The 20798-nt window shown below is 49.6% G+C and carries 15 protein-coding genes and 1 pseudogene; all 16 read left to right on the plus strand.

Going from position 1 to position 20798, the window contains the following annotated elements:
- The first annotated feature begins 1 nt into the window (after position 1).
- Positions 2 to 1117 carry a hypothetical protein gene (locus GE278_04385; protein ID QLK60068.1) on the plus strand — a complete coding sequence of 372 codons (1116 nt, stop codon included), beginning with the start codon at positions 2 to 4 and terminating at the stop codon, positions 1115 to 1117.
- Positions 1114 to 4548 carry a type VI secretion protein VasK gene (locus GE278_04390; protein QLK60069.1) on the plus strand — a complete coding sequence of 1145 codons (3435 nt, stop codon included), beginning with the start codon at positions 1114 to 1116 and terminating at the stop codon, positions 4546 to 4548. Before GE278_04385 ends, GE278_04390 begins: the two co-directional genes overlap by 4 nt.
- On the plus strand, positions 4548 to 6143 hold the full coding sequence (gene tssA / locus GE278_04395) for a type VI secretion system protein TssA (protein ID QLK60070.1): 1596 nt from the start codon (positions 4548 to 4550) through the stop codon (positions 6141 to 6143). Before GE278_04390 ends, tssA begins: the two co-directional genes overlap by 1 nt.
- Before the next feature lie 50 nt (positions 6144 to 6193).
- The gene (locus GE278_04400) at positions 6194 to 6934 is read left to right on the plus strand and encodes a hypothetical protein (GenBank protein QLK60071.1); all 741 of its coding nucleotides are present in this window, start codon (positions 6194 to 6196) and stop codon (positions 6932 to 6934) included.
- 13 nt (positions 6935 to 6947) lie between these two features.
- The gene (tssF, locus tag GE278_04405; GenBank protein QLK60072.1) at positions 6948 to 8711 is read left to right on the plus strand and encodes a type VI secretion system baseplate subunit TssF; all 1764 of its coding nucleotides are present in this window, start codon (positions 6948 to 6950) and stop codon (positions 8709 to 8711) included.
- Positions 8666 to 9766 carry a type VI secretion system baseplate subunit TssG gene (gene tssG, locus GE278_04410; protein ID QLK60073.1) on the plus strand — a complete coding sequence of 367 codons (1101 nt, stop codon included), beginning with the start codon at positions 8666 to 8668 and terminating at the stop codon, positions 9764 to 9766. Before tssF ends, tssG begins: the two co-directional genes overlap by 46 nt.
- Complete coding sequence (tssJ, locus tag GE278_04415) at positions 9747 to 10283, plus strand: type VI secretion system lipoprotein TssJ (GenBank protein QLK60074.1); 537 nt, start codon at positions 9747 to 9749, stop codon at positions 10281 to 10283. Before tssG ends, tssJ begins: the two co-directional genes overlap by 20 nt.
- 1 nt (position 10284) lies before the next feature.
- Positions 10285 to 10728: a type VI secretion system baseplate subunit TssE gene (gene tssE, locus GE278_04420; GenBank protein ID QLK60075.1), complete on the plus strand. Its 444-nt coding sequence runs from the start codon at positions 10285 to 10287 to the stop codon at positions 10726 to 10728.
- Between the two features lie 15 nt (positions 10729 to 10743).
- On the plus strand, positions 10744 to 11214 hold the full coding sequence (locus GE278_04425) for a hypothetical protein (protein ID QLK60076.1): 471 nt from the start codon (positions 10744 to 10746) through the stop codon (positions 11212 to 11214).
- Between the two features lie 123 nt (positions 11215 to 11337).
- Complete coding sequence (locus GE278_04430) at positions 11338 to 11736, plus strand: hypothetical protein (GenBank protein ID QLK60077.1); 399 nt, start codon at positions 11338 to 11340, stop codon at positions 11734 to 11736.
- 78 nt (positions 11737 to 11814) lie between these two features.
- Positions 11815 to 13059, plus strand: coding sequence for a GIY-YIG nuclease family protein (locus tag GE278_04435; GenBank protein QLK60078.1), 1245 nt, complete (start codon positions 11815 to 11817; stop codon positions 13057 to 13059).
- A 60-nt stretch (positions 13060 to 13119) separates the two neighbouring features.
- Positions 13120 to 14946 (plus strand): AAA family ATPase, encoded by a 1827-nt coding sequence (locus GE278_04440; GenBank protein ID QLK60079.1) that lies wholly within the window; start codon positions 13120 to 13122, stop codon positions 14944 to 14946.
- Positions 14933 to 16351, plus strand: a complete 1419-nt coding sequence (locus tag GE278_04445) for a hypothetical protein (GenBank protein ID QLK60080.1) — start codon at positions 14933 to 14935, stop codon at positions 16349 to 16351. Before GE278_04440 ends, GE278_04445 begins: the two co-directional genes overlap by 14 nt.
- A 268-nt stretch (positions 16352 to 16619) precedes the next feature.
- On the plus strand, positions 16620 to 17717 hold the full coding sequence (locus GE278_04450) for a metallophosphoesterase (GenBank protein QLK63188.1): 1098 nt from the start codon (positions 16620 to 16622) through the stop codon (positions 17715 to 17717).
- Positions 17718 to 17863: 146 nt separating this feature from the next.
- A pseudogene (locus GE278_04455) lies at positions 17864 to 19660 on the plus strand (hypothetical protein).
- Positions 19653 to 20600 carry a hypothetical protein gene (locus tag GE278_04460; protein QLK63189.1) on the plus strand — a complete coding sequence of 316 codons (948 nt, stop codon included), beginning with the start codon at positions 19653 to 19655 and terminating at the stop codon, positions 20598 to 20600. Before GE278_04455 ends, GE278_04460 begins: the two are co-directional and overlap by 8 nt.
- Positions 20601 to 20798 lie beyond the last annotated feature (198 nt).

Consider the following 20798-nt stretch of genomic DNA (forward strand, 5'->3'; position numbering starts at 1 on the left):
TATGTCATGGCCTATTCCGAAAATTCCCACAAAGGCGGTAATACACCAACCGGACTATAAACGTTGGGGCATTATTTTGTTGGTTATGGCACTGGTAGGAGCATTGCTTGCGCTTTTCCCGGGGAAAGCGACAAGTTACGGTCAGGCTCTACTGTATGGCATGTTGCCTGCAATATTACTCTGGTTGTGTTTTTTTGGTCTGGTATTTCATCGCTATGAACAGTCTGTTAATGCTGCCCTGCTATGGAATGAAGAAACAGAGAGGACCAAGCAATACTGGCAGTACTGGAGCAGAAAACAACAGATTGTGGTGGGTAATGTCGTACTCACCCCAGAGAAAAAAGGCGTTGATGCATTGCTGGGAAATCCTGCCGATATACCGGCATACCCTGAAAAGGCACGCCCCCTTTTTGCTGATTTATCTGATCTGAATGAACATCTAAAATTTATCGATCAAGAAATTGAAAAACAATCTCCGGGCTACCGCCATCACCTCAGTAAAATAGTGATTCAGTATCAAAAAAAATATCAGGAAATAACAATAGATCAGGCTGTTTATCAACAGTGGGATCTGTACCCGGAATATGCGGATGCACCAGAATCATTTTGTGCTGGTGATGAAAATGAACTTAGTGGTTTGGGTCTTTTACTTTGTCTGCAGGACTGGACAGGTAGTCAGGCTGAAAAGTACAGCGAATTCATCACCGCACAATTAATCACCTCCGGCCATTTCGCCAGCCAGAATGCGCTTCCCGTCATTGCCGGAGTAGGGAGAAGTCTCTCTTCTGACTCTTTAACTAAGGCGTTGGATATGTTATCTGAATATAACCGATTGGAAAAAGCATCGTTACGTTATGTCTGGTTATCGGGTATGGACGCCGATGAGCGGACCCGGTTAGTCCAACATGTCACATCAAAACAATGGTCCCTACCCGAAAGACGCCCTCTGATTTCACTTGACCACTCATTTGGTTTACCCGGCCCACTGATGTTTCCAGTGGCGGTTTCTTTTTTGACTGATGCCGCAAAACAAACCGGCGAAATGCAGTTATTTATTTCTCGAAATGAAGAAAATATGTATTCACTTTGTCTGATAACCCGGGAGTTATTTTCATGACAACGGAAGTGTCATTGCCAAAAGCCCGTTATGGTATAACCGGGTATATCATTCTCATCATGGGTCTGGCAGGGATAAGTGCTTTCCTGCTATTTATCTGGCAGGGTGAACTTGCTTCCTGGAAAATAACAAAATATACAGCATGGACCATTTGGGGATGCTTTTTTTCTTTTTTACTGATTCTGGCTATTGCCTTTTATTTCCTGCAACGTCACCACTATAAAAAGGATCAGGCTCCATACCGCCCGGAAAATGTTCTCCGCCATAGCAAAAAACAAAATTTGCAGACTGCTCCCGCCGCCAGTCATTTTCCCTCCATCGCTGAAATCCGTGAAGCTATGCGCAATCTGTATGGTCGCGGCTGGCCACGCAAAGTCCGCATCCTAATTATCACCGGCACGCCTGGTGAGGTGGAGCAGTTAACTCCCGGTTTGACCTCGCAATACTGGCAGGAAGATCAGGGTACGTTGCTTCTCTGGGGCGGGGACCTGAATAGCCCTGTTGACAGTCAATGGCTGACCGCGCTGAGTAAACTGCGTCACCGCCCGGCTGATGGCATGGTGTGGGTAACCTCGCTATTTGATCGCCTGTCCTCACCGGACCTGACCCAGCCGCAGCCGGTACCTTCCGACAGCATGATGGATACCTTTTCCCATGCCATCAGCGCCCGCAATCAGACGCTGGGCTGGCAGTTGCCGCTTTATGTCTGGTCGCTGCATCTGCGGGCCGGTAAACCAGAAGGGCGTACGGTTCAGGCGATCGGTTGTCTTCTCCCTGCCGGGTGTCGCCCGGAAGGGCTGGCAGAACAGCTTGCTACCCTGGCACCGGAACTGATTGCGCAGGGGCTGCAACAGGCCTGTGATGCGGTGCAGCACAACTTCCTGCTGACACTGGCCGACCAACTGGTTCGTGAACCACAGAGCGTGGCTGAACCGCTCTCTGTGATACTCAATCCGTACCGCCCGCTGCCGCTGGCGGGGGTTGTCTTCAGCCAGCCCTCCGTGGGAGCAGAGCGTAGCGTTCAGCACCATTGGGGGATGGACAAGCGTTGGAATATCATCCCGGCCACTGTCCGTTCGCTGCCAACAACACTGCGCCCACGTAAACCGGGTATCCCGTGGCAAAAGGTGATGGCATCCGTTGCCGCACTGCTGATGGTGACCTGGGGAACCTGGATGCTGGTCTCCTTTATCAGCAACCGCAGTCAGATACGCAACGCGCAGGAGCAGGCGGCACTGGCAGCTGAACAGCGAATGCCGCTGGGAGAGCGCCTGCATGCGCTGTCTGAACTGCAGAAAACCCTCGGTCGTCTCCAGTACCGTGCAGCACACGGCATCCCCTGGTATGAACGTGCCGGGCTCAGTCAGAATGACGCACTTTTAAAGGCACTCTGGCCTCGTTACAGGGACAGCGCGCAACCCTTGTTGCGGGATGCCGCGGCCGGTCACCTGCAGACGCAACTTAATGCGTTCAACGCACTGCCACCGGGCAGTCCCCTGCGCGAACAGATGGCTAAAACTACCTATAACCAGCTCAAACTCTATCTGATGCTGGCGCGGCCGGCGCACATGGATGCGGCCTGGTTCAGCAGCGGATTATTGCAGGACTGGCCGACGCGTCAGGATGTGAAAGACAGCGAGTGGCAGGGCCAGGCTCCGTCTCTGCTCTCTTTTTATGCAGCAAGTCTGATAACGCATCCACAGTGGCACCTGTCCGCCGATGAGAGCATGGTCAGCCAGGCACGCTCCCTGCTGGTCCGTCTGATGGGGATGCGCAACAGCGAATCCAGCCAGTATCAGAAAATGCTCGCTGAGGTGGTAAATCAGTATGCCGATATGCGTCTGGAAGACATGACCGGCGATACCGATGCCGGCCGCCTGTTCACCACCGGCGAGGTGGTGCCAGGAATGTTCACCCGTCAGGCCTGGGAGCAGGCCGTACAGCCTGCCATTGAAAAGGTCGTGAAAGAGCGCCGGGATGAACTGGACTGGGTGCTGACCGACAGTAAACAGAAACCGCAGCAGGAAGGGTCACCGGAAACGCTGGAAAAACGCCTGACGGAGCGCTACTTTGCCGATTTTGGTGGGGCCTGGCTGGCATTTCTCAACAGCCTGCGCTGGAACAATGCCGCCACGCTGTCTGATTCCATTGACCAGCTGACGCTGATGGCCGACCTGCGTCAGTCACCCCTGGTGGCGCTGATGAATACCCTGAATGAGCAGGGACGAACCGGGCAGACGGGTGAAGCCATTTCTGACTCGCTGGTGAAATCAGCGAAAAACCTGCTGGGCGGAGACAGTAAGGATGCCATCGACCAGAGCGCCGGCGTTCATGGTCCACTTAATGCCACCTTTGGTCCGGTACTGGCACTGATGGACAAAAACCGCAGCGGCACACAGGCCCAGAGTCTGCAGTCTTATCTGACCCGTGTTACTCAGGTGCGTCTGCGCCTGCAGCAGGTGACCAACGCGGCCGACCCGCAGGCGATGACTCAGACGCTGGCCCAGACCGTGTTTCAGGGCAAAGCGGTGGACCTGACCGACACCCGTGACTACGGTAGCCTGATTGCCGCCGGACTCGGCCAGGAGTGGAGCGGCTTTGGCCGTTCGGTGTTTGTGAACCCGATGGAACAGGCCTGGCAGCAGGTATTGACCCCGGCGGCAGACAGCCTGAATGCCCAGTGGCAACAGGCGGTGGTCAGTGAGTGGAACAGCGCCTTTGGCGACCGTTACCCGTTCAGTAATTCAGGCAGTGACGTCTCGCTGCCGCTGCTTGCGAAATACCTCAATGCGGACTCCGGGCGTATCACACAGTTCCTGCAAACGCGTCTAAAAGGCGTGCTGCACCGTGAAGGCAGCCACTGGGTACCGGACAGCATCAATTCACAGGGGTTGTCCTTTAACCCCGCCTTCCTTAACGCCATGAATACCCTGAGTCACATCTCAGATGTGGCGTTCACCGAAGGCAATGCCAGGATGAGCTTTGAACTGCGTCCGGGGACGGCGGATGGTGTAATGCAGACGGACATGATCATTGACGGTCAGAAGCTGACCTACGTAAACCAGATGCCGCAGTGGAAACGCATCACCTGGCCGGCGGACACCGAAGCGCCGGGTGCAAATCTGAGCTGGATAAGTGTTCAGGCAGGCACCCGTCAGTTTGCGGATATGCCGGGAACCTGGGGGCTGATACGCCTGCTGGATAAAGCCTCTGTCAGCGACAATTCGGGCGTGGACAGCAGCTACCGTCTGCGCTGGAAAGCACCGGACGGGCGCAACCTCAATTACACGCTGCGCACCGAAGCCGGAGAAGGTCCGCTGGTCCTGCTTAAACTGCGTAATTTCCGCCTGCCGGAGAATATCTTCAGCGTCAGTGACGCACCGGCACCGGCCTCCGCCAATCGTACCGCTGATACTGAAGGTCATTACTGATGTCATCGCTGAATTCCTTGCTGGATGTCTGCCAGGCACGGCAGGACACGCTGTTAGCACAGACCCGTGAGCGCGTTGCGCTGTGGGATAACTGGCTGCTGCCCGTTCCCGGTGTTTCCGGGGTAGGAGAAGACCCCGGTTACCATGACGATTTCCAGCAGATGCGTGAAGAGGTGAATAAGCTCTCTGGCGCGGACACTGAACGGATCTGCCAACTGGCCGAAGGGCTGTTGACCCACACCGCCAAAGATATTCGCGTGGCCACTTATTACTGCTGGGCGAAACTGCACCGGGAAGGCGAACGCGGCCTGGCTGACGGACTGGAATTACTGGCGGGCCTGCTTGAACGCTTTGGCGGGCAACTGCATCCACAGCGTGACCGTAGCCGTAAAGCTGCTCTCGAATGGCTGGCCGGTTCGCGTATGACAGACAGCCTCTCTCTGTACCCGGAAGTGGTGAGCGAGGATGCGTTGCGTACCGCCGGGGCGTTGCTGCTGATAGCGCAACTGACGGACGCTGAGCCCGATGAAACCCGTCCGCAACTCGATGGTCTGTACCGTGCTCTTGAGGCCCGCCTGCAAAAAGCAGGCGGCGTGGATGCGGTGGTCCCGCAGAATGCCAGTGACAATACGCCTGCAGCCTCCCTCGTACACAATGATGCACCACAGCTGAGTCGGATCACCTCCGGACAGGATTTGCTGGCACAGGCCCGCACCCTGACCGACTACCTGCGTGACCAGCCGGACGGCTGGCTCCCGGCACACCATCTGATGAAAAGCCTGCGTCACGATACGCTGCATGCTATCCCTGCACCGGATGCAGCAGGCAGAACCCGCATCGAACCGCCCAGAGCGGACCAGCGCGCCCTGCTCAAACGTCTTTATCTGCAACAGAGCTGGAGCGAAATAACGGAGCAGGCTGACAGCGTCTTCTCGCGCGGTGCAAACCACCTGTGGCTTGATTTGCAGTGGTATATCCACCAGGCGCTGCAAAAACAAGGAAAAGATACGCTGGCGGACATCATTGCTGCCGACCTGAAGGGGTTACTCTCTCGCCTGACCGGGCTGGAGACGCTGGCGTTTAATGACGGCACCCCCTTTGCCGATGAGGTAACGCTGAACTGGATCCAGCAGAGCGTGATGGACTCCGTCGGAGGCTGGAGCGATGACGTACATACCTCACAAACCCGTAGTGCTGATGAAGACATCCTTGCACTTGAGCCGGAAGCCGTCGCGCTTGCTGACAGTGAGGGTCCCGAGGCGGCGCTGAACTGGCTGCAGAACCGGCCCGGTATCACCACCGCCCGCCAGAAATGGCTAGTGCGCCTGCTGATGGCGCGTGTTGCGGAACAGTACGGTAAAAACGAGCTGGCAACACATCTGTTCTCTGAGCTGGATTCACAGGCGGAGGGGGTGACACTTGCGCAGTGGGAACCCGGGCTGCTGTTTGAAGTGCGCGCGCGTCATTTGAAACTGCTGCGTATGAAAGCCGGGCACAGTGAAAGCGACAAAACCCGCCTGCAGCCGAAAATGGAACAACTGCTTGCCGGACTGATAGCACTCGATCCCCCGCGGGCGGCTGTGTTGTGTGGCTAACGGTTACCAATTTCTTTGAATATGCAGATGTTTTATGGAAGTTAAAATAAATGAAAATCGTAAAAATGGTTGCCTGTTTAGGTGCTCTGCTACTGCTTTCGGGTTGCACTGTAGTATTGTGGGGCGGGAACAAAGTTGCTGACAAACGTACGGAAAAACATGTTCAGGTTCAGGATAATGTCGATGGGGTATTTCAGTATAAAAACCTTGCAGCATCAGTTTTACAGGGCGAATCCAAAGTCACACTGGATATACCCTCGGAGGGGATCGCTTTTTTGGGAGAAAAAAACATTTACATTCTGACCCGAGGAGCAACAGAACTAATGTCCTTAGACAAGATCTCGACCTTGGTACCTCTAGTTTCAGGTTTTGAAAAATATGATGGTGTAAGGCTAAAGCTCACCAGTTCCGGAAAAGATGATGCTCTAATGCATTTTTCTGACACCCTTGCGGTTTGGGTTGATAAAAGTTACGGCAGTATTTCTGAGTACGATCTTAATACTATTAAGCAGGCTGGTTTTTGGAACAATGGCGGGAGGTATGTTAAACAAGTACATATAGAAGGCGTTATTATTCCCAGAGGGAAAAATAACAATATATTCAGTAAAGGGGATTTTTTGGATAAGAAACACAAAGTTCAATTTTATTCAGAAGATAACTTAACAAACTTCCATCCCTTGAATTTGGCGACAAACGTAGTTTTAACACCATTCACTGCCGTTGCTGATATTATTTTTTTCCCGATATCTCTCCGTTTATTAGGGCTCATCAGTAACCCTCCTGTACATTAAAGCCTGGACTTTTATGGACGACTTAACCCTGCGTTATTACGATGCCGAAATGCGCTACCTGCGTGAAGCGGCGAAAGAGTTTGCCCAGACCCATCCTGATCGGGCAGCCATGCTCGACCTGGATAAAGCCGGAACCCCGGACCCTTATGTCGAACGCTTATTTGAAGGGTTTGCCTTCTCAATGGGGCGTCTGCGGGAAAAAATTGATGACGACCTGCCGGAGCTGACCGAAGGGCTGGTCAGTATGCTCTGGCCACACTACCTGCGCACCATCCCCTCTTTGTCCGTGGTCGCATTTACCCCCGACCTGAAGGCCATGAAAATGGCCGAGCCGGTACCGGCCGGGTTAGAGGTCACCTCCCGACCAATAGGCCCGAAGAATACCGTCTGCCGGTATCGCACCACCCGCGACATGATGCTCAATCCGCTCAGCATATCCGGCGTCACCATGACCACCGAGCCGGATGGGCGGTCGCGGCTCGCGATACGTTTTGCCTGCAGCGGACAGGCTGACTGGTCGCAGGCGGACCTCGGCCGCCTGAGCCTGTATCTGGCCGCAGATGCGCCGGTCAGCAGCCAGCTGCATATGATGCTGACCCGTCGTCAGGCCGCACTGTACATGCGCCTTCCCGGACAAGCGGATCGCATCCGGCTGGAGGGTTGGTTTTCACCGGGCGGATTCGGTGAGGAGGAGGGGCTGTGGCCGAAAGGCGACGCGGGCTTTAGCGGTTACCAACTGCTGCTGGAATATTTTACCTTCCGCGACAAGTTTATGTTTGTTCATCTCAATGGTCTGGAGGGGATAACGCTGCCTGCGGGAACGGAGTACTTCGATATTGAGGTGGTGCTGAGCCAGCTGTGGCCATCCGATTTACCGGTCACCCATGAGGCCATTCGTCTGCACTGCGTTCCGGTCATCAACCTGTTCACCCTGGAAGCCGATCCCCTGACGATTTCCGGACTCGAAAGTGAATACCTGTTACGGCCAAAACGCCTGCAGGACGGGCATACCGAAATTTACGCGGTGGATTCGGTGACTGGGTCAAAGCGCACGGATGATGCCGAGTATGTGCCGTTCAGCAGTTTCCGCCACAAAGGCGGCATGTTGCGCCGTCATGCACCACCGCGTTATTACCACACCCGCGTGAAGCGCGGTGTTACCGGGTTGCATGACACCTGGCTGATTTTGGGCGGGATGCAATGGGAAGAGGATAAGGGGGTTGAGCGGGAAACCGTATCGCTGCAAATCACCGGCACCAACGGCCAACTGCCACGTCGCGCCCTGCAGAGCACATTGCTCGACCGGTGTGAGCAGGTGATGCAGACGACAATGTCCGTCAAAAACCTCTGTAAACCGACACTGCCGGTCTATCCACCCGCAGAGGACCGCTTTCACTGGCGGGTGCTGAGCCATCTGGGTTCAAGTTTTCTCAATATGATGAGCAGCGCTGAAGTGCTGCGCGGGACGCTGGCACTGTACAACTGGCAGGAAGATGAACTGAATAACCGCCGCCTGGAGGCGATACAACGTGTCGAGCATCACCGTATCCAGCGTTTCGAGGAGGGATATCTGCTGCGCGGGCTGGATATTGAAGTCACCCTCGACAGCAACGGTTTTACCGGGGAAGGTGACGTTCATTTGTTCGGTGAACTGCTCAACCGCTTCTTTGCGCTTTACGCCGACATGAACCAGTTTAACCAGCTCACCCTGATTGTTCAGCCAGAAGGAAAATGCATCCGGTGGAAAGAGAATCACAGTCCGCGCCTGCCCGGCTGATGGAAACGCTGGGCGACCGGCTACCCTATATCAATTTTTACCGCTTCTGCCAATTGCTGGAGCAGAGCCAGCCTGATAAACCTGTCATTGGTAGCACCTGGCAGGTCCGTCACGAGCCGGTGCGCTTTCGGCCTCATTCGGGGATGGGTTTTCCGGCCTCGGAAATCAAAGGCCTTGAGGCCGCAGAGCAGCCGCATCTGCCACCGACCGTCAGGGTCACCTTTATGGGGCTCTATGGCGTGGAGTCGCCGCTGCCGACGCACTACATCGACGATATCACCCAGCGGCGGGAAGGCCATGAAGCCACGGCGGATTTCCTCGATATTTTCAACCACCGCCTGATTGCTCAGTACTACCGTATCTGGCGTAAATACTCTTACCCGGCGACCTTTGAGGAGGGAGGGAAAGACAGAACGTCACAGTATCTGCTGGGGTTGGCGGGACTCGGTGTTGACGGGTGTGCGAAAAATATCGCCACGCCGGCATCCCGTTTTCTGGCGCTGCTGCCGGTGATGTTGTTACCGGGCCGCACCGCGGAAGGTATGACCTCACTGGTACGCCTGCTGGCACCGAATACCCAGGCAAAAATCTGGCACCACGATAAACGTCGCGTGCCGCTGAAAAAGCCGCTGACCATGAGTGTCAACCAGCCGGTTACGCTGAAACATCGTCCGGTGATGGGTCACTACGCCACCGATGTGAATTGTCAGGTGCTGATGCAACTGACGACTACCTGTCCGGAGGAAGTTCAGGGCTGGCTTCCCGGAGGCGAACTCCACAGCGATTTAATGGCACTACTGCACGTTTATCTCGGCGCCCGTCTGGATGTCCGTCTGCAGCTTTGTGTCGCTCGCAGTCTGCTGCCAGATGCAACGATGAGCAGCCAGTCACGCCCCGGTGCCGCCCAGTTGGGCCGCACCGCGATACTACGCCCCCTCAATCTGGGCGCAACACCACAATCAAAAACAATAACCATTAATCTGGGCCGCTATGAGCGGGTTCAGGAAAACCTTCACCGCAGGGAGACTGATGAAGATGGCGATTACTCTTGGTAAAACCCCCCTATTTATACTGACATCAGGCATCGTGATGCTGCTAGCGGGCTGCGGCCTGACGCAAAAGGTGAGTGATGGCACCGTGGCTGTGACCAAATCCATTTTTTATAAGCAGGTCAAAACGTTACATCTGGATATTCGCGCCCGTGAAGCGGTGAACAGCAATGCCGGTGGCATGGCACTGTCCACCGTAGTGCGTATTTATCAGTTGAAAGACCGGAAGGCTTTCGACTCCACCGATTACCCGTCACTGTTTGCCGCTGACAGCCAGGCACTGAAGGCTGACCTTGTGGTTGAGAAGGATATTCGTCTGCAACCCGGCGGGGCGATGATAGTGGATATGCCAATGGAGGATAATGCGCAGTATGTGGCAGTCGCCGGGATGTTTATGTCACCGGATCAGGTGAACGACACCTGGCGTGTGATCCTCTCCCGTGATGACCTCTCCCCGGATAAGGCCAGAATTATTGAAGCCGGTAACAACAGCCTGACGCTCAAACCGGTGAAGGGTGACTGACATGCCGCGTCCCTCTTTGTACGAAATGCTGTTTGGCAACTTCACCGGCGGTCTTGACTTGCATCAGGTCAGTGAAGAGAACCAGGTCATCCTGTCGGTACTCGACAATATGCAACGTATTCTCAACTGCCGTGCAGGCACGCAGGCCCACCTCCCCGATTATGGCCTGCCGGATATGACCAAAATCCTGCAGGGAATGCCGGGGACCGCACATCAACTGATGGGTACGCTCTCTGACGTGCTGCTGAAATATGAGCCGCGCCTGAAAAGGGTTGATGTAGTGGTCCTGGAGCAGACCCGGCCCGGCGAGCTTCGTTACGCCATCGATGCAGAACTGAAAGACATTGGGCTGGTGCGTTACGGCACGGAGTTTATGCCGGAAGGTCGGGTGCTATTACGCCATTTGAAGCAACAGCAGTATCTCGACACGACAACCCGCATGTAAGGCCAGTTAACACCGATGTCAGTAAAATCACAGTTCTTCAAAAAACTTCAGGTCAGACAGCTCGCTCCGGCCTCGCCTGTCGGTAAGTGCCAGGCTGATATTGCAGAATTTCGTCTACGAATGGTGCAGCTTCAGGAGCAGATGGACGCGTGGCTGGTGGATACCGGCCTTCAGGCGGAAATTTTAACCGTTTCTGTTACCGATCTGCTGGTGGATGGCGGGGCTTTTGATATACCCGGCATCGCTCTGTGTTACGAAAACCGGGCAATAAAATTTATGCCGGTATTTTTATACGGCCAGGGCGTGACGGGGTGTGTCGAGGCAGCCTTCCATACACGAGGGCGCGTGACTTCCCTGGGGCGCCTTTTCATGCGGGCAGGTCACATCAGCGACTGGACCTTTACTCCGCCAGGTACGTTGCCCCGGTCAGGTCAGAGTTTCGATGAAAGTACGTTTTTTGGTCTGATGTTAGCGCTTCTGCCATAACGGACACTGAAAAATGAATAGTTATTTTTTTCTTTGAGTCGTTACATATTTACCTGGTGATACGCTTCAATGGCTGATGGAAAATAAATCCCAAAAATAACGAAATAAATCACGGATATGAAAATGAGAAAAATAATCTTCCTTATGTTTTCAGGAATACTATTTACGGCACAAGCCGATGCTGCGCGTGGAAGGCAGCCCTGTTCAGGTTCAAAAGGCGGTATAGCGCATTGCACATCGGATGGAAGCTTTGTTTGTAATGACGGGAGCCTGAGTCAGTCGAAGCGATTCTGTTCCGGGTATGGTTCCTCAGAAGCCAGCAATCAGGTAAAACCTTCCACTTCCACCCGCAAAACGCAGGCAAAAAAGGTGACAACTGCGAAAAAGCAGAACCCGCAACGCGTTACAGAAACCGACGAACCGGTCAGTACGCAACCCCGGCAGCCAGCATGCGCTCCCCTCCATATGGCCAGCAAGCCCGGATATACCCATTTACCGATTTGCTCAGCGAGCCAATATTAATCCGGCGTGGCAACGGCCCCTTGCCTGTTATTAAGATTAAATAATCAGGATTAAAATAAGAAAGGAAAGAAATAAAACATGGCACGAAGAAAAAAAGATGACAATGCTGCGGGTATTATCCTGGTTATTATTGGTGTAATTGCCTGGGGTGTTTATGTCGCGGTAAGAGCATTAATTAATATTAATGAGCGTTTTATTGGATCCGTATCGAATCCGGCAGGCATTATTGCTCTGTTCTTTGGTTTATTGATTGCCGCTGCGCTGGTGCTACGGGTTTTCCATTACCGCAGCTTCAGGAAGAAAACCGCGGAACTTGAACAAGCTGTATCAGACCTTGCTCAGAAAGAAAAAGCCTTTGAAGAGACTGTCAGTACCGAAGTGGCACGAGGTATTCACCAAGAAAAGAAACGGCTTGCCGGTCTCTGGGATGAATATCATGAGGCCCGAAATAAGGCCAGCAAAGCGCTACAGCGTATTGTGGACTCAGCATATAAGTTCAAAGTGAAGACATTGCTTGCCGGAACCACCGTCAATAACTGGCAAAGTAAATATGACCAGCTCCGCAAGGAAAGAGATGCCTACGCTGCCATCAGTGAGAAAATTACCTTTCTGGAGCTGGAAGACAATGCGGACTGGGGCGATGTAAAACAGCAGTTCCTGGATAAGGTAGCGTTTCTGGAAAAGGCTCAGGAAGAAAAGGAGTATCAGGCCGAGCTCAAACGCCAGATGCGGGAAGAAAAGCAGCGGCAAGATGAGCTGGACAGGCAACAGCAGGAAGCTGAGGAAGAGGAGCAGCGCCTTGCTGAGCAGCAGCGAGTGCTGGAAGAGGCGCTACTGGCTGCCGAAGGTACATATAAAGAAGAGCTGGAAAGACAGCGCCTGGAACTGGAGCAAAAAATTCAGGACGTGCATCAGCAGTATGAGCGTGCAAAATCCATGGCCCAGCTCACGAAACAGGGGCATGTGTATGTGATTTCGAATATCGGCTCCTTTGGTGAAGATGTCTTCAAAATTGGTATGACCCGACGGCTTGAGCCCATGGAGCGGGTGAAAGAACTGAGTGGGGCAGCTGTGCCTTTTGATTTTGACGTCCACGCCATGATTTCCTGTGATGATGCGCCGGCGCTTGAAAAAACGTTGCACGACCATCTTGAACGTTACCGCATTAACAGGATTAACCTGCGTAAGGAGTTTTTCCGCGTAGACCTCAGCAAAATCATTAACGAGGTGGAACGTCACCATGGGCGGGTTGACTATATTGCTGACCCGGCAGCATTACAGTATCTGCAAAGCCTCGAATATGCTGAAAGTGAAGCAGCATGAGTCTTCCAGAGCCAGCCACATCAGTCATTGCTCTAACGTATAACCGTCTGGAATAGAATTATGGCAAAGCTAATGACCTCTCTTTCGCTGTGTGGGGAACGAATGACACACGGGGAAAGACGCGTTGCCCAGCGCCTGGAGTCACACCTTGGTGATGATTGTTTGGTCTGGTATGACATTCCGGTTGGACGACAATACCGACACCCGGACTTTGTTATTATCGATCCCTCTCTTGGACTTATCTTTCTGGAAGTTAAGGATTGGCGGCTAAATACGCTTCGCCATGCCGATCCGCAGAGGGTCATTCTTGAGACAGAGCAGGGGCAAAAGCAGGAGCGAAACCCGCTGGTACAGGTCAGGGAGTATGCCTGTGCCACCGCCGAGATGTTATCTCAGGATCCGGGATTACAGCAGAAGAGTGGGCTTTACAAAGGTAAGCTCAATGTCGCCTGGGCTTATGGCATCGTATTTACCAACATCACTCGTCAGCAACTGACGTCCTTGTCTGCTGATGGTTCGGTTGAGGCTATATTCCCGCATGCGCTGACAATTTGTCAGGGTGAAATGACGGAGTCGGTTACGCCTTCTGCGTTTCGGCAAAAGATCTCCGCGCTGTTTACCACCCGTTTCAGACCTTCGATCACTCCCGTTATGAGGGATGCCATGCGGAGGCATCTTTTCCCGGAAATAGCGATACCTGCTAAAAAAAAGAACAGCCACGTACAGCGGGTCATGGATATTCAGCAGGAGGTGCTGGCCCGCAATCTGGGAGAGGGGCACCGCGTTATCCACGGTGTGGCCGGGTCAGGTAAGACGTTAATTTTGCTTTACCGCTGTCTGTATCTTGCAGAAACGACGGCGCGCCCCGTTTTAGTTCTCTGCTTTAATATTACCCTGGCAAACTATATCCGCGAGTGCATTGCTGAGAAAGGGTTATCCCAAAAAGTACACGTCTGGCACTTCCATGACTGGTGTGGTGTCACTGTGCGTAAGTTCCGCCTGCCCGTCAGTGGTGAAGGCGCGTTATTTGATATGCGTTTTGCGGCGCTTGAAAGCGCAGTAGAGAAGGGACTGATCACAGATGCAGGGTACGATGCGGTGCTGGTGGATGAAGGACATGATTTTGACCGTCGGTGGTTGTCGCTGATAGCCCGTCTGTTTGATAACGCCAGCCGCTCACTGCTGCTGATGTATGATGATGCCCAGTCACTCTATCGCCGGGAAAGGGCGCTGAACTTCTCGCTGGCAAGCGTGGGTATTCAGGCGCAGGGACGGACTTCAGTCCTGAGGATCAACTATCGTAATCCCCGACGTATTCTCAATTTTGCGTATGCCTTTTCACGCGATTATTTTGATAAGCATCACAATCATGAGGTTCCTCTGGTGCTGCCTGAAGCGTGCGGTGAGGACGGAAATATTCCTGATATTGTGCAGTGCCGCTCAGCAGTCGATGAAGCCCGTCATGTCATTGGCTGGTTGAAAGAAAACTACACCCTTTCTGGTCGCTGGGGGGATATGGCGGTGCTGTGCCCAACCCAGTTCTCGGCAACCCAACTCACGGACCTACTGGCACAGCAGGAGATACCTGCAGCCGTCAGCTTTACCCATGTGGATAAGAAGAGCTACTCACACAGGGATAATGTCGTACATCTGCTGACCTGTCAGAGCAGCAAAGGGCTTGAGTTTCCTTTCGTTGCGGTCATCAACGCATCTTTTGTACACAAGGCGGCTGAGGATGAGACGGAAGCCATCCCGCCTCTGTATGTGGCCTTTACTCGCGCGACGCGTTCGTTACTGGTGACCTGCTACACAGAAAACAGTATCAGTCGTCACCTGACGAAATTTGCCGGCATGGACCTTCAGGAGCTACAGGATGACCCGTCATAAAATGTTAAACTCCGGGGGCGACCCGCGTACGCTACCGGATTATGCTGCCCTTCGTGATGAACTGAGCAAACTGACACATCCGGCACGCCCGGATGTGAACTGGCGTTATGCCGAAAAACTCTGTCTATCGTTGTTTGAGCAAAATGGTGTTGAGCTGCAGACGGTGGCCTGGTATACGCTGGCCCGTACTCATCTTGCTGGGCTATTCGGTCTGAACGAAGGGCTGTCGATCCTGGAAGCCCTGATAAGCCATCAGTGGAGTACGCTCTGGCCGCAGCCGGTACATGCCCGGGTGGAAATCCTCAGTGGTCTGAGTCACCGTATACAACAGCTGATGCGCAAACTCCCTCTGAACTACAGCGACCTCAGCCAGCTTTATAGTGCCGAACAACTTCTTACGAGTCTCGGAGCTGTGCTACAGCATCTGGAGCTCAAACATCTGAGCCAGCTCGATACCTTACGTACTTTGATGCATCACAGTGCATCCCGACTGGAAAACAACAGTGACGGCGCATCCGGTACTGGTGCAGTTGTTCAGCCCGGTGTTGTACTGCCCACAACGGGTATAAATAGCCCAGCAACATCCGTTGGGGCGCTGTCTGGCATTCCAGATGCAGAGAAAAAGGTGCCGAACAACGCGGTGAAGTGGGTGTATGTGGCACAGCCGGAACAACGGCCGAACGTGGAAGTACTGTCGGTGATCCCTGCTTCGGCAAAAAAGTGGAGATCCTTTACTGCGGGCATGGTCACCATGCTGCTGATAAGCGTGGCAACGGTGTGGGGCTGGCAGTATCTGCACCGACCTGACCCGTTACAGACTCAGCTTGCTGCATCGCTGGCTCCCTTACCTTCGGTACTCTCAGCCAGTCAACTTGAGATCCTTCGTCAGCAAGCTCCCTTATCTGAGGCCCTCATTACGGATACACAGCAGCAGCTCACCCGCCTAAATCAGTTACCGCCGTATTGGACTCTCAACTACAGTCGACAGCTGGTAGAACAGGCTCAGGCTCTGTGGCCGGAGAAGGCCAAACCGTTGGCACAGCAGTGGCAACAGCAGCTTAATGCTTCAGCCTTGCCGATAGAAAACCTGAATGGCTGGCATCAAGGTATGACGACATTGCAGCAACTGAGTGACCGACTAAACGGGCTGGATGAAAAGAAGGGAAAATACATGACAGTCAGCGAACTAAAATCTTTCGTATTCACCACTCTGCAGTCGTTTAATGGCGCTATACCGGCAGAAGAACAACTGCGGATACTGGCAAACACTCCGGCAGGGCAATCATTACCTGTTGCTGCAAAGGCCGAGATGGAGATGCACCTGAAACAGCTTATCGCTAGATACGCCTTGCTGACCGAGGCCGACGTGCGAGTACCGCTATTGCAGCAGAAAACTACCAGATGAGTGGGGTTATGACGAATCCTGGTAACCGAAATAATCGCTTCGCATGGACTGTAGGTGAAATACGGTTTTGGAACAAAACTATGGTTCTTTGTCAGCAGCGGAAAGGAATTCATGTGAGATGAAAGAAAGACCGGATACTTCAGTTTAGACTGGCATTGTTTTCAGGGAGGAGATCAGGAAGTGGAAGGCCTCTAAAAATGGTTAGTCCCTTAAACGGGATACTTACACAACTGTGATATCATGCAACAGTATTAGTATACCTATAGGTATCTGGCATATGAAAATAATAATCATTAGTGATTTACATGTTGGTGACGCGGCTGTTTCAAATGAGTTTGCAGTAGGAAGCTCTAACAACGCTGTAAAAAATCAGTTTCTAAATGAATTAAGACATCTTGCTAAACAAGAGGATATACGAGCTGACTATCTTGTTGTCGCGGGTGATATCACCAACAGAGCAACTAGAGAAGAATTTGAACTTGCATCCACACGCTTGAAAGAAATAGCGATGATTGTGGGAGTTGAGCAAGAAAAAGTCTTTTTTGTTCCAGGGAACCACGATGGTAACTGGGTTGAAGAAGAACTCTCAATGACCTCAAAAGAAAACATTAACATGACAATTGAACGCAAATATAGCAACTTGCGCTTCAATGACTTTTTTAAACAATGTTTAGACCGAGCTCATTTTGGCTGTTATTACAAGGAACCATATTTTGCTATTTGGAGTGATGAGAACCTAAATATCATTGGTGTGAACAGTTCGGTTTATGACCACTATGATAGAAAACCTCATCACGGTGTTATTCGCAAACAGGATTTAACAGAACTGGATAGAAAGCTTCAAGAACTGCAAATTGCATATAGTGAGAAAATTAATCTGCTAGTCGTACATCACCATCCAATCCAGCAGCCTGATTTACCTTTTGATGCCGCTGACCATAGCATCTTACAAAACGCAGCTATCCTGATGGAAATTTCGTCTAAACATAACATTAATTTTATCGTACATGGACATAAACATATACCCAGGCTTGCACAGTATTCTGACGACTATCAGCATCCTATTAATATACTTTGTGCTGGCAGTTTCTCTGCGCGTTTAGATGATAGATGGTTCCAAGGGGTACCGAATACTATTCATCAAATTGAAATTGATAAAATTTGTGATGTAAACAAAACTCCTTTAGGGAAGGTAGTGACTTGGTCACACAATACTGGACATGGGTGGACAAAAGATGAGTCCATTAACGGAATACCTCATAAAGAGTTTTTTGGTAATCGCATGTTACCTATTGAACTAAAAAAGCAGCTAAAAAAATCCATTGAGAGTTTTTTTCGAGACGCAGACACATGTAAAGTGGAGTGAACTATCTAACCATTATGCTGATATAATATATACTTCGAGAAAGCTACTTGAAAAGACTATTATGGATTTATCGGATGAAGTTGGCTTTGCCATATTTAAAACTCCAGGGCAAGATGAGTTATTCATTTTGTTGAAGGGAAAATAACATGCATAACTTATTTGGGTTTGATAATATATTTGAACACTCTAATGCTAGATATTTCACTTCTAACCAACTAGCTGAAGAGTTTGTTTGGACTCCAGCATTTGAATCTCTAATATCTAACAAAAATCATATAATACTAGGTTCTCGAGGCTCGGGTAAGACTGCATTGATTAAAATGCTTTCTCATGAATGTCTTACTAAGTTGAATGATGAAAAAGCAAAAAAAAATCATAGATCAACGCTCATTTATTGCGACGTACATTCCCTTGAAAGTTGAATGGGTAAACTCAATTGGTGACATTGATGATAATAACCAGCTTTTTAAGTGGAGTTTGAACTTATCTTCATGCGCAAGGTTTCTAGATACCATACGAAGCTGCCTTCATTCGTATATTGAGGATGAGATAGATAGGGTTATCAAAGAAAAATCCATTTGCAATAAAATATCAGAATTATGGTTGTCTAAGAAATTAAATACAATTACTGATATTTTTGACGAACTAGAGATTACCGAATATAAAAAATATTGTGTTTAATAAGATGAAGCTAGGTCTTAAATTAAGTGATGATGATCTTATGGTTGGGCTTAACTTTAATACTGATCTATTTAAGCCATTTAATAATGGCACTATCTACGGTAAGAAAAGAAATCGGGTTTTCTAATTCCTCTACATTCTGTGTTTGTATTGATGAGGCTGAATTCTTAACTAAAGAGCATCATAGAATATTGAATACGCATATGAGGTCATATAATGAAATCGTATTCAAAATAACAACAATGCCATATCGGCACTACACTCTAGAAACTGTTACGGGTTTTCCATTAAACATGGGGCACGACTTTGATTATTTAAATATTGATAAGCAAGGCCTCCATGGTAGTTCAAATAATAATTCTCATATTTTATTTGAAAATTTCGCAGATAATCTTTTTAGAAAAAGAGTAAAAAATTCATCTATTATAAATAAAGATATCACACTAGAGTTTCTTTTGGGTAATTCAATTTTAGTTGACTCCCCTAAAGATGCACTCCCTGATGATAAATTGATGGAGAAGGTGAGAGAGTATTGTGATTCCAGTACGATCAAAAGAGCGGAGAGGTTACTGGATCAAGATTATTCTCTTTTCGAAAGCTCAGTATCAAGAAAATTGAGAGGGACACTGATATTAAAAGATTCCTTTCAACGTTATAAAGGTAATGCTTCACCATTTATATTTTCTGGGTATTCACTAATAGTAAGATGTTCAGATGGAAACCCACGTCGTTTATTACGGTTATTCAATTATCTTTTTTCAAAGAATATTGAATCTTGTACTGAGCTTAAGCCTCTATCAGACAAGGAACAAGGTGCGAAACTAAAAGAATTTTCATACTCAGAGCTAGATGGTTTAAACCTAGAGGTGGATGGAAAGAAAGCTTTCGATTTGTTTACGACAATTGGTAGGTTTTTAAAAGACAAACTTCATACAGACAAAATAAATACAGATACATACAACTCATTTTCATTCGATGTTGAAGATGATAATGTATGGAAGTATATAGAAACAGCTGTAGATCTAGGTTTAATTTACCCAGATTTTAGAGGGTTGGACAACGATAACAAAATGCCAAACAGAAAAGGTAGATTTTCCTTGGCCTTTTGTTTATCACCTCATTTTTACTTAATGCCAAGAAAAGGAAACTCCATAAAATTATCTGTGATAATGAACAATTCTTCTTATAGCCGATTTAAAACTATAAATAAAAACAATGATGATGGGCAATATAGTCTAAACTGGGAGGGGGATGATGAATAAATTACATGTAGATGACTTATCAATAGGTGAGTTACGTCAGTCAAAATATGATATTGCATTATTTTCTTGTGGATATGAAGAACGCTGTATTGACGTGGCTACACGATTGCATAAGGACAAAATCGACAATGTAATTGTTTTAGCTTTTGACCAACATAAAGAAGATCCAGTTCGTATCGATAGTTTGAATTATTTTTCAGAAAATTGGACTGGCTTAAAATTGCTAGAAATTTCACAAAGAGAAATTTCTGAAATACAAAAAGCACTAAGTGAAATAATTAGCAAGGCTAATATTCCGGAATTAAAAATATTAATTGACTACACTTCGATGTCACGAGCTTGGTATGCAGCGATTTTAAACTACCTAGTCAATTTTTGTGAATTAAGAGTAACAGTTGATTTGATATATGCAACTGCAGTGTATAAAAATTTAGATCTCAATGTTGAACTAGGTGAGTTACGCATAATTCCGGGGTGTGAAGGTATTTCATTAACCAAAAGACATAATGCAGCAATATTTATGTTGGGCTTTGATAGATATGGTCCTCAACGTTTGTATAACTTATTAAACCCAAACAAATGCTTTGGTATCATGGCTGCACCAGCAGCAACCTATGATTATGAAAATACTTGTTTAGAAAAAAACAAAGACTTTATTTCACACTACCTTGGTGGTGAAGATAAGCTCATAAAATTGCCAATTAATAGTATTGCTACATGTTATGATAACATGTCACAAATGCTCTCTCCTCTTAGAGCTGAGTATAACGTTTCCATCATTCCATTTGGGCCAAAACCACATATTTTAGCCGCGATATTATGTAGTTTTAATTATCCTAATGTTACCTGCCTGTACTCTGAATATATTCGAAATGAAACTACAAAAGTTGAATCCTCCGGTGATTTTGTAATATCTCGCCTGCATGTCAAAAAAATATGAATAACTCATTGATTCTACTGCATTATTATACAGTTTGGTTTGGGTGTAATATGTTGTAAGTATCTCACCCGAGCGGACCACATGTTTTTAGATTTTTGACCTAACGAGCAATAGCATTGCATCGGCCCGTTGAACTCACAGCACTAAGCGGACCTTTCTAATCCGTTGTAGAAGAGGCTACATGACTGAACAAATTAT

It is taken from the genome of Enterobacteriaceae bacterium Kacie_13 (assembly GCA_013457415.1).
Lineage (GTDB): Bacteria > Pseudomonadota > Gammaproteobacteria > Enterobacterales > Enterobacteriaceae > Rahnella.

Excerpts from the sequence above, each read along its gene's own strand:
- GE278_04435 (QLK60078.1), top strand. The coding sequence starts at position 11,815 with ATGGCACGAAGAAAAAAAGATGACAATGCTGCGGGTATTATCCTGGTT.
- GE278_04400 (QLK60071.1), top strand. The coding sequence starts at position 6,194 with ATGAAAATCGTAAAAATGGTTGCCTGTTTAGGTGCTCTGCTACTGCTT.
- tssE (QLK60075.1), top strand. The coding sequence starts at position 10,285 with ATGCCGCGTCCCTCTTTGTACGAAATGCTGTTTGGCAACTTCACCGGC.
- GE278_04445 (QLK60080.1), top strand. The coding sequence starts at position 14,933 with ATGACCCGTCATAAAATGTTAAACTCCGGGGGCGACCCGCGTACGCTA.
- tssG (QLK60073.1), top strand. The coding sequence starts at position 8,666 with ATGCATCCGGTGGAAAGAGAATCACAGTCCGCGCCTGCCCGGCTGATG.
- GE278_04440 (QLK60079.1), top strand. The coding sequence starts at position 13,120 with ATGGCAAAGCTAATGACCTCTCTTTCGCTGTGTGGGGAACGAATGACA.
- tssA (QLK60070.1), top strand. The coding sequence starts at position 4,548 with ATGTCATCGCTGAATTCCTTGCTGGATGTCTGCCAGGCACGGCAGGAC.
- GE278_04460 (QLK63189.1), top strand. The coding sequence starts at position 19,653 with ATGAATAAATTACATGTAGATGACTTATCAATAGGTGAGTTACGTCAG.
- tssJ (QLK60074.1), top strand. The coding sequence starts at position 9,747 with ATGGCGATTACTCTTGGTAAAACCCCCCTATTTATACTGACATCAGGC.
- GE278_04425 (QLK60076.1), top strand. The coding sequence starts at position 10,744 with ATGTCAGTAAAATCACAGTTCTTCAAAAAACTTCAGGTCAGACAGCTC.
- tssF (QLK60072.1), top strand. The coding sequence starts at position 6,948 with ATGGACGACTTAACCCTGCGTTATTACGATGCCGAAATGCGCTACCTG.
- GE278_04385 (QLK60068.1), top strand. The coding sequence starts at position 2 with ATGTCATGGCCTATTCCGAAAATTCCCACAAAGGCGGTAATACACCAA.
- GE278_04390 (QLK60069.1), top strand. The coding sequence starts at position 1,114 with ATGACAACGGAAGTGTCATTGCCAAAAGCCCGTTATGGTATAACCGGG.
- GE278_04430 (QLK60077.1), top strand. The coding sequence starts at position 11,338 with ATGAGAAAAATAATCTTCCTTATGTTTTCAGGAATACTATTTACGGCA.